Below are 5,734 nucleotides of genomic sequence, written 5' to 3'. Positions count from 1 at the left end.
GTCGCTGAAGAACAACGCGCAGTTCTTCATCGAGTATTTCGCGCTCGACCTGATCATGGAGCCGGACGGCACCTGCACCGGCGTTCTCGCCTGGAACCTGGATGACGGCACCATCCACCGCTTCTCGGCCAAGATGGTGGTGCTGGCGACCGGCGGCTATGGCCGCACCTATTTCTCGGCCACCTCGGCGCACACCTGCACCGGCGACGGCGGCGGCATGGCCGCGCGTGCCGGCTTTCCGCTGCAGGACATGGAGTTCGTGCAATTCCACCCGACCGGCATCTATGGCGCCGGCTGCCTGATCACCGAGGGCGCGCGCGGCGAGGGCGGTTATCTCGTCAATTCCGAGGGCGAGCGCTTCATGGAGCGCTATGCGCCGTCAGCCAAGGACCTTGCCTCGCGCGACGTCGTCTCGCGCTGCATGACGCTGGAAATCCGCGAGGGTCGCGGCGTCGGCAAGAACAAGGACCACATCTTCCTGCATCTCGACCATCTCGATCCCGCCGTCCTGCATGAGCGGCTGCCGGGCATTTCGGAATCGGCCAAGATCTTTGCCGGTGTCGACCTCACCAAGGAGCCGATTCCGGTGCTGCCCACGGTCCACTACAATATGGGCGGCGTGCCGACCAATTACTGGGGCGAGGTGCTCAATCCGACGGCGATCAATCCAGACCAGGTGTCGCCCGGATTGATGGCTGTCGGCGAAGCCGGCTGCGCCTCAGTGCATGGTGCCAATCGGCTCGGTTCGAATTCGCTGATCGATCTTGTGGTGTTCGGCCGCGCGGCCGCGATCCGCGCCGGCCAGGTCATCGACCGCAAGTCGGCGATCCCTTCGCCCAACGAAGCCTCGGTCGAAAAGATCATGGACCGCTTCGACCGGCTGCGCCACGCCAATGGCTCGACGCCGACGGCCAGCTTGCGTGAAAAGATGCAGAAGGCGATGCAGGAAGACGCGGCCGTATTCCGCACGCAGGAGTCCCTCGAAAGCGGCTGCAAGCGCGTTTCGCAGATCTGGGGCGAGTTGAAGGACATCAAAGTGTCCGACCGCTCGATGATCTGGAACTCCGATCTGGTCGAGACGCTGGAGCTGGAAAACCTGATGGCCAATGCCATCACCACGGTCTACAGCGCCGAGGCGCGCAAGGAGAGCCGCGGCGCACACGCACGCGAGGACTTTTCGGTGCGCGACGACGCTGTCTGGCGCAAGCACACGCTGGCCAGGCTCAGCGAAGACGGCAAGGTGACGCTCTCCTACCGGCCGGTGCACACCGAGCCGCAGCTGGCTGAAAAGGACGGCGGCATCAGCCTCGCCAAGATCGCGCCCAAGGCCCGGGTGTATTGAGGATCGAACATGGTTGAACTCACGCTCCCCAAGAATTCGCAGATCAAGCCGGGGAAGACCTGGCCAAAGCCGGAGGGCGCCACCAATCTGCGGGAATACCGCATCTATCGCTGGTCGCCGGACGATGACGAGAACCCGCGCATCGACACCTATTTCGTCGACATGGACGATTGCGGGCCGATGGTGCTCGACGCGCTGCTGTGGATCAAGAACAAGATCGACCCGACGCTGACCTTGCGGCGTTCCTGCCGCGAAGGCATTTGCGGCTCCTGCGCCATGAACATCGACGGTTCCAACACGCTCGCCTGCACCAAGGGCTGCGACGACATTTCCGGCGCGGTAAAAGTCTACCCGCTGCCGCATATGCAGGTGGTCAAGGATCTTGTGCCCGACCTCACCAATTTCTATGCCCAGCATGCCTCGATCCAGCCTTGGCTGAAGACGGTGTCGCCGGAGCCGGCCAAGGAGTGGCTGCAGAGCCACGAGGACCGCGAGAAACTCGACGGGCTCTACGAATGCATATTGTGCGCCTGCTGCTCGACCTCGTGCCCGAGCTACTGGTGGAACGGCGACCGCTATCTCGGCCCGGCAACGCTTCTGCAGGCCTATCGCTGGCTGATCGATAGCCGCGACGAGGCCACCGGCGAGCGGCTCGACAACCTCGAAGACCCGTTCCGGCTCTATCGCTGCCACACCATCATGAACTGCGCGCAGACCTGCCCCAAGGGCCTCAACCCGGCCAAGGCGATCGCCGAGATCAAGAAGATGATGGTGGAGAGAAGGGTCTAGGCGGAGCGGATTTGCTGCAAACCTCGGATGTCGCGATCCGTAGCGCCCCCCTCTGTCCTGCCGGACATCTCCCCCACGTGGAGGGAGATTGGCTGTCATCGCGGCTTAGCCAATCTCAAAGGTTGAAGGATGACGCGCGCTCGGCGAAGCTGGCGAGCTCCCCCACGTGGGGGAGATGTCCCGCAGGACAGAGGGGGGCGCTGTCCCGCCGGCCTCAGAAAGGATTTTAGTCCAATGAGCGACGATCTTCCCATCCTCTCTCCCAGCGAAGCCCGCATCCTCGGCTGCCTGATCGAGAAGAAAGAGCTGACGCCGGATGTCTATCCGCTGACGCTCAACGCAGCACTGGCCGCCGCCAACCAGAAGACGGCGCGCGAGCCGGTGATGGCACTGGAGCAGACCGAGGTGCACCGGGGGCTGAAGCTGCTCGAACAAAAGGGACTGGTGCGGCAGATGTTCGGCTCGCGCGTCGAGCGCTACGAGCACCAGATGGCGCAGCGCTTCTCGCTGACCACGCCGCAGACCGCTTTGATCGGCCTGCTGTTGCTGCGCGGGCCGCAGACGGCCCATGAACTGCTGGCGCGGGGCGAGCGCATGGCGCGGTTCCCGTCGATCGAAGATCTGCGCGCCGAACTCGACATGCTGATCGGCCGTCGACCGCCACTCATCCAGGAAATCCCGCGCGGACCAGGCCAGCGCGAGGACCGCTACGTTCATCTCCTCAGCGGCCCGGTGGACGTTGCCGCCCTTTCGGTGCAGCGCAGTGCATCGGCCCTGCCTGCTTCCGACCTGGAGGCGCGGTTGGAGGCATTGGAGCAGGAAGTCGCCGCACTGCGCGCTCGCCTGGACGCGCTGGGAGCATAGGCCGGCGCGCGCCTGGGCGCTCGCGCCGGGTCTTACACGGATGCAGCGCTTTCAGCCGAGCCGGGCATCAAGCGATACGTTTATGGCGCCGAGCGCCTTCGAGACCGGGCATCCGGCCTTGGCCTTCTCGGCCAGCTCCGTGAATTTCGCCGCATCGATGCCGGGCACCTTGCCGACCGCGGTGAGTGCGCTGCCGGTGATCCCCGTGCCGGGAACCAGCGTCACCACGGCCTTGGCATCGAGTTCGGTGGCTGGCGTGCCGTTCTCGGCCAGGAAATGCGAGAACTGCATGGCAAAGCAGCCTGCGTGCGCCGCCGCGATCAGTTCTTCCGGATTGGTGCCGGATTTGCCGCTCTCGTCCTCGAAGCGCGCCTTGAACGAATAGGGCGTGCCCTTCAAGGTTCCGCTCTGGGTGTCGAGCGTGCCCGTGCCCTCTTTCAGATTGCCTTTCCAGACGGCGTTTGCGGTGCGGTCCATGAATTCCTCCTTGGTTGTCGTGGTTGGGGTTCGTTGTCGAGGCCGAGCCGGCGTCCGGTCAACTATAGCGCGCGCGGACGCGAAGGCCACTGCGCTCTTTGAACCACCGCACGGTGCCGGCACCGGTGGCCAGATTTTTCCGAAAATGCCGGTGCAGAAATGTCGACTTTGATCTGCTTCGCCCGTCCTGCGGATGGCCACGGATTTGTGGCCGGATGGAAGGTTCACATGGACAGTATGTTTTTTGCATCGTGGAAAGGTGCAGGCTGCGGGGCCGGGCGACGAGAAGAAGACTTCTGGCTGCGTCCGCCGGCGTCCGGCTTTGGCCGGCTTCTGGCGGCGGTTGCCATCATCGGCATCGCGGCATGCCTTCTCGATCATGCGGCGGCGGTCAGTGGCAACACCGATGCCCTCGTCGGCGCATCCTATGGTTCACAGCGGCAAGGGGGCTGGAAATGAAATATGTCTGCCTGGTTATGGTGAGGAAAAGGATCTTCACGCGCTGACCCCGGCAAGGTCGGCCAAGCTCGACGCCGATTCGCTGGCCTACGACCGGGCGCTGGAGGAGAGCGGCCTGCTGATCGTCGCGCAGGCGCTGCAATCGGTGAAAACAGCCAAAACCGTGCGGCGGCGTCAGGGCAAGCGGCTGGTTATCGACGGGCCGTTCGCCGAGACCAAGGAGCAATTGCTTGGTTTCGTCATGATCGAGGCCGGAGATCTCGAAGCGGCGCTGGACATTGCCGCTGGTATTCCACTGGCCGAACTCGGCACGATCGAGGTCCGGGCCATCTACGACATACCGGGGTCATAGAGCCCTGCCAGCGTTGTGGCTGCTTCGAAAACCAGAGCGTCGGGCTGAGCGTTCGGGCTTCGGTTCCGTGCGCAACTTTTGCGTGTTGAAGCAAGGCGAGAGTTCTCCTATCGTCGCCGGGGTTCTTGGGGATTTCGACATGCCTTTCCTGATTGCTATCCTTGGCGTGATGGGCGCGGCGGCGTTCTGGTGGTACCGGATGAAGGCCATGAACGAGGCCGCGCGTGACGTTGCCGATGTCATTGGCCGGGTTCAGGGCTCGGTACGCCGCAAGAAGCTGCGCAAGCAGGCGGCGCTGTCGCCGCTGACGGCGATCGATGATCCAGTCGTAGCGGCGGCTACGCTGATCACATCAATCGTCTCCGAGGATGGGCCCATCCTGCCGCAGCGCGAGGCCGTCATCCGCGCGGTGATTTCCGAGATCGCCGACAAGAAGAAGACCGACGAGGCGGTGATCTATGCCAAATGGGCGGCGGCGCAAGTCGACGACGCCACCGTTGTCATCGACAAGCTGGCGCCGTTTCTACGCGAACGTCTCGATGTCGCCGAGCGAAACGATCTGCTGCAGATGGTCAACCGCGCCGCCCAGGGCGGCGAGAAACGCATCGAAATATCCGACCAGAGGATATTGCGGCTGCGGCAGAAGCTGGGTTTCGAGGTCAACTGAGCGCATACCTTGGGCGATTGGCGGAAACGCCATCGCTTCGTCATCCTGGGGTCTTCGCTCCGCTTCGCGTCGCTGCGCCCAAGGATGACGACGTTGGGGGGCGCTGAATCGATCAGATCGCCTCGCCCTTCAATAGTCGCGGCGTGCTGGCGGACAGTCCCGACGCCTGCCGGATAAAAAAATCCTTCAGGCGCGGCATGCGTTCGACGAGACCGAGGCCGATGTCGCGGACGGTGCGCAGCGGGCCGATATCGTTGGAAAACAGCCGGTTCAGCGCGTCCGTGGTGACACCCATCTGCACCGTGTCGAAGCGGCGCCACTGCTGGTAGCGCTCGAGCACGTCGAGCGCGCCGATGTCCCGGCCGAGCCGGTCGGCCTCGACGATCACCTCGGCAAGGGCCGCGACATCCTTGAAGCCGAGATTGAGTCCCTGGCCGGCGATCGGGTGGATGCCGTGGGCGGCATCGCCGGCGAGCGCGATGCGGGGTGCGACGAAGGCGCGCGCAATGGTCAGGCCGAGCGGCCAGGCGCGCGGCTTATCGGCAACGCGGATCTCGCCAAGCTTCAGGCCAAAGCGCTGTTCGAGTTCGTGTTCGAAGAGGAGATCGTCACCGGCCACCAGCTTCTCGGCGTCGGGCGTACGCTCGACCCAGACGATCGACGAGCGGTTGGTGCCGTCCTCGCCGGGCTTGAGCGGCAATGTGGCGAAGGGGCCGGCCGGCAGGAAATGCTCTTCGGCGCGACCGTTGTGCGGGCGTTCATGCGCCACGGTGCAGACGCTGTC

Annotated in this window: 7 protein-coding genes and 1 pseudogene; 6 read left to right on the top strand and 2 right to left on the bottom strand. The window is 64.2% G+C overall.

Annotated elements, in window-relative coordinates:
* The 3 genes from EN964_RS22160 to EN964_RS22145 form a co-directional block, all read left to right on the top strand.
* On the top strand, positions 1–1,342 hold a 1,342-nt coding region (locus EN964_RS22160; RefSeq protein WP_127276728.1), incomplete at its 5' end, for an FAD-binding protein.
* Positions 1,343–1,351: 9 nt separating this feature from the next.
* Positions 1,352–2,131, top strand: a complete 780-nt coding sequence (locus EN964_RS22155) for a succinate dehydrogenase iron-sulfur subunit (protein ID WP_013528877.1) — start codon at positions 1,352–1,354, stop codon at positions 2,129–2,131.
* Between the two features lie 234 nt (positions 2,132–2,365).
* Positions 2,366–2,995, top strand: a complete 630-nt coding sequence (locus EN964_RS22145) for a YceH family protein (protein WP_127270053.1) — start codon at positions 2,366–2,368, stop codon at positions 2,993–2,995.
* A gap of 51 nt (positions 2,996–3,046) precedes the next feature.
* Here EN964_RS22145 and EN964_RS22140 read toward each other — a convergent pair whose 3' ends face one another.
* Positions 3,047–3,472 (bottom strand): OsmC family protein, encoded by a 426-nt coding sequence (locus EN964_RS22140; RefSeq protein WP_127270051.1) that lies wholly within the window; start codon positions 3,470–3,472, stop codon positions 3,047–3,049.
* Between the two features lie 159 nt (positions 3,473–3,631).
* Here EN964_RS22140 and EN964_RS22135 point away from each other — a divergent pair, with 159 nt between their 5' ends.
* From EN964_RS22135 to EN964_RS22125, 3 genes and pseudogenes are all read left to right on the top strand, one after another.
* Positions 3,632–3,931, top strand: coding sequence for a hypothetical protein (locus EN964_RS22135; protein WP_236382945.1), 300 nt, complete (start codon positions 3,632–3,634; stop codon positions 3,929–3,931).
* Positions 3,928–4,283: pseudogene (locus tag EN964_RS22130) on the top strand (YciI family protein). Before EN964_RS22135 ends, EN964_RS22130 begins: the two are co-directional and overlap by 4 nt.
* A 139-nt stretch (positions 4,284–4,422) precedes the next feature.
* Positions 4,423–4,950 (top strand): hypothetical protein, encoded by a 528-nt coding sequence (locus tag EN964_RS22125; RefSeq protein WP_127270047.1) that lies wholly within the window; start codon positions 4,423–4,425, stop codon positions 4,948–4,950.
* 112 nt (positions 4,951–5,062) lie between these two features.
* Here EN964_RS22125 and EN964_RS22120 read toward each other — a convergent pair.
* A partial coding sequence (locus tag EN964_RS22120) for an FAD-dependent monooxygenase (RefSeq protein ID WP_206528741.1) occupies positions 5,063–5,734 on the bottom strand: 672 nt, incomplete at its 5' end.

This window comes from Mesorhizobium sp. M7A.F.Ca.CA.001.10.2.1 (assembly GCF_003998575.1).
Lineage (GTDB): Bacteria > Pseudomonadota > Alphaproteobacteria > Rhizobiales > Rhizobiaceae > Mesorhizobium.
This window is presented reverse-complemented; position numbering and strand designations above follow the sequence as displayed.

What these genes read in the sequence shown, in the direction of transcription:
- EN964_RS22155 (WP_013528877.1), top strand. Translation starts at nt 1,352, where the DNA reads ATGGTTGAACTCACGCTCCCCAAGAATTCGCAGATCAAGCCGGGGAAG.
- EN964_RS22145 (WP_127270053.1), top strand. Translation starts at nt 2,366, where the DNA reads ATGAGCGACGATCTTCCCATCCTCTCTCCCAGCGAAGCCCGCATCCTC.
- EN964_RS22140 (WP_127270051.1), bottom strand. Translation starts at nt 3,472, where the DNA reads ATGGACCGCACCGCAAACGCCGTCTGGAAAGGCAATCTGAAAGAGGGC.
- EN964_RS22135 (WP_236382945.1), top strand. Translation starts at nt 3,632, where the DNA reads ATGTCGACTTTGATCTGCTTCGCCCGTCCTGCGGATGGCCACGGATTT.
- EN964_RS22125 (WP_127270047.1), top strand. Translation starts at nt 4,423, where the DNA reads ATGCCTTTCCTGATTGCTATCCTTGGCGTGATGGGCGCGGCGGCGTTC.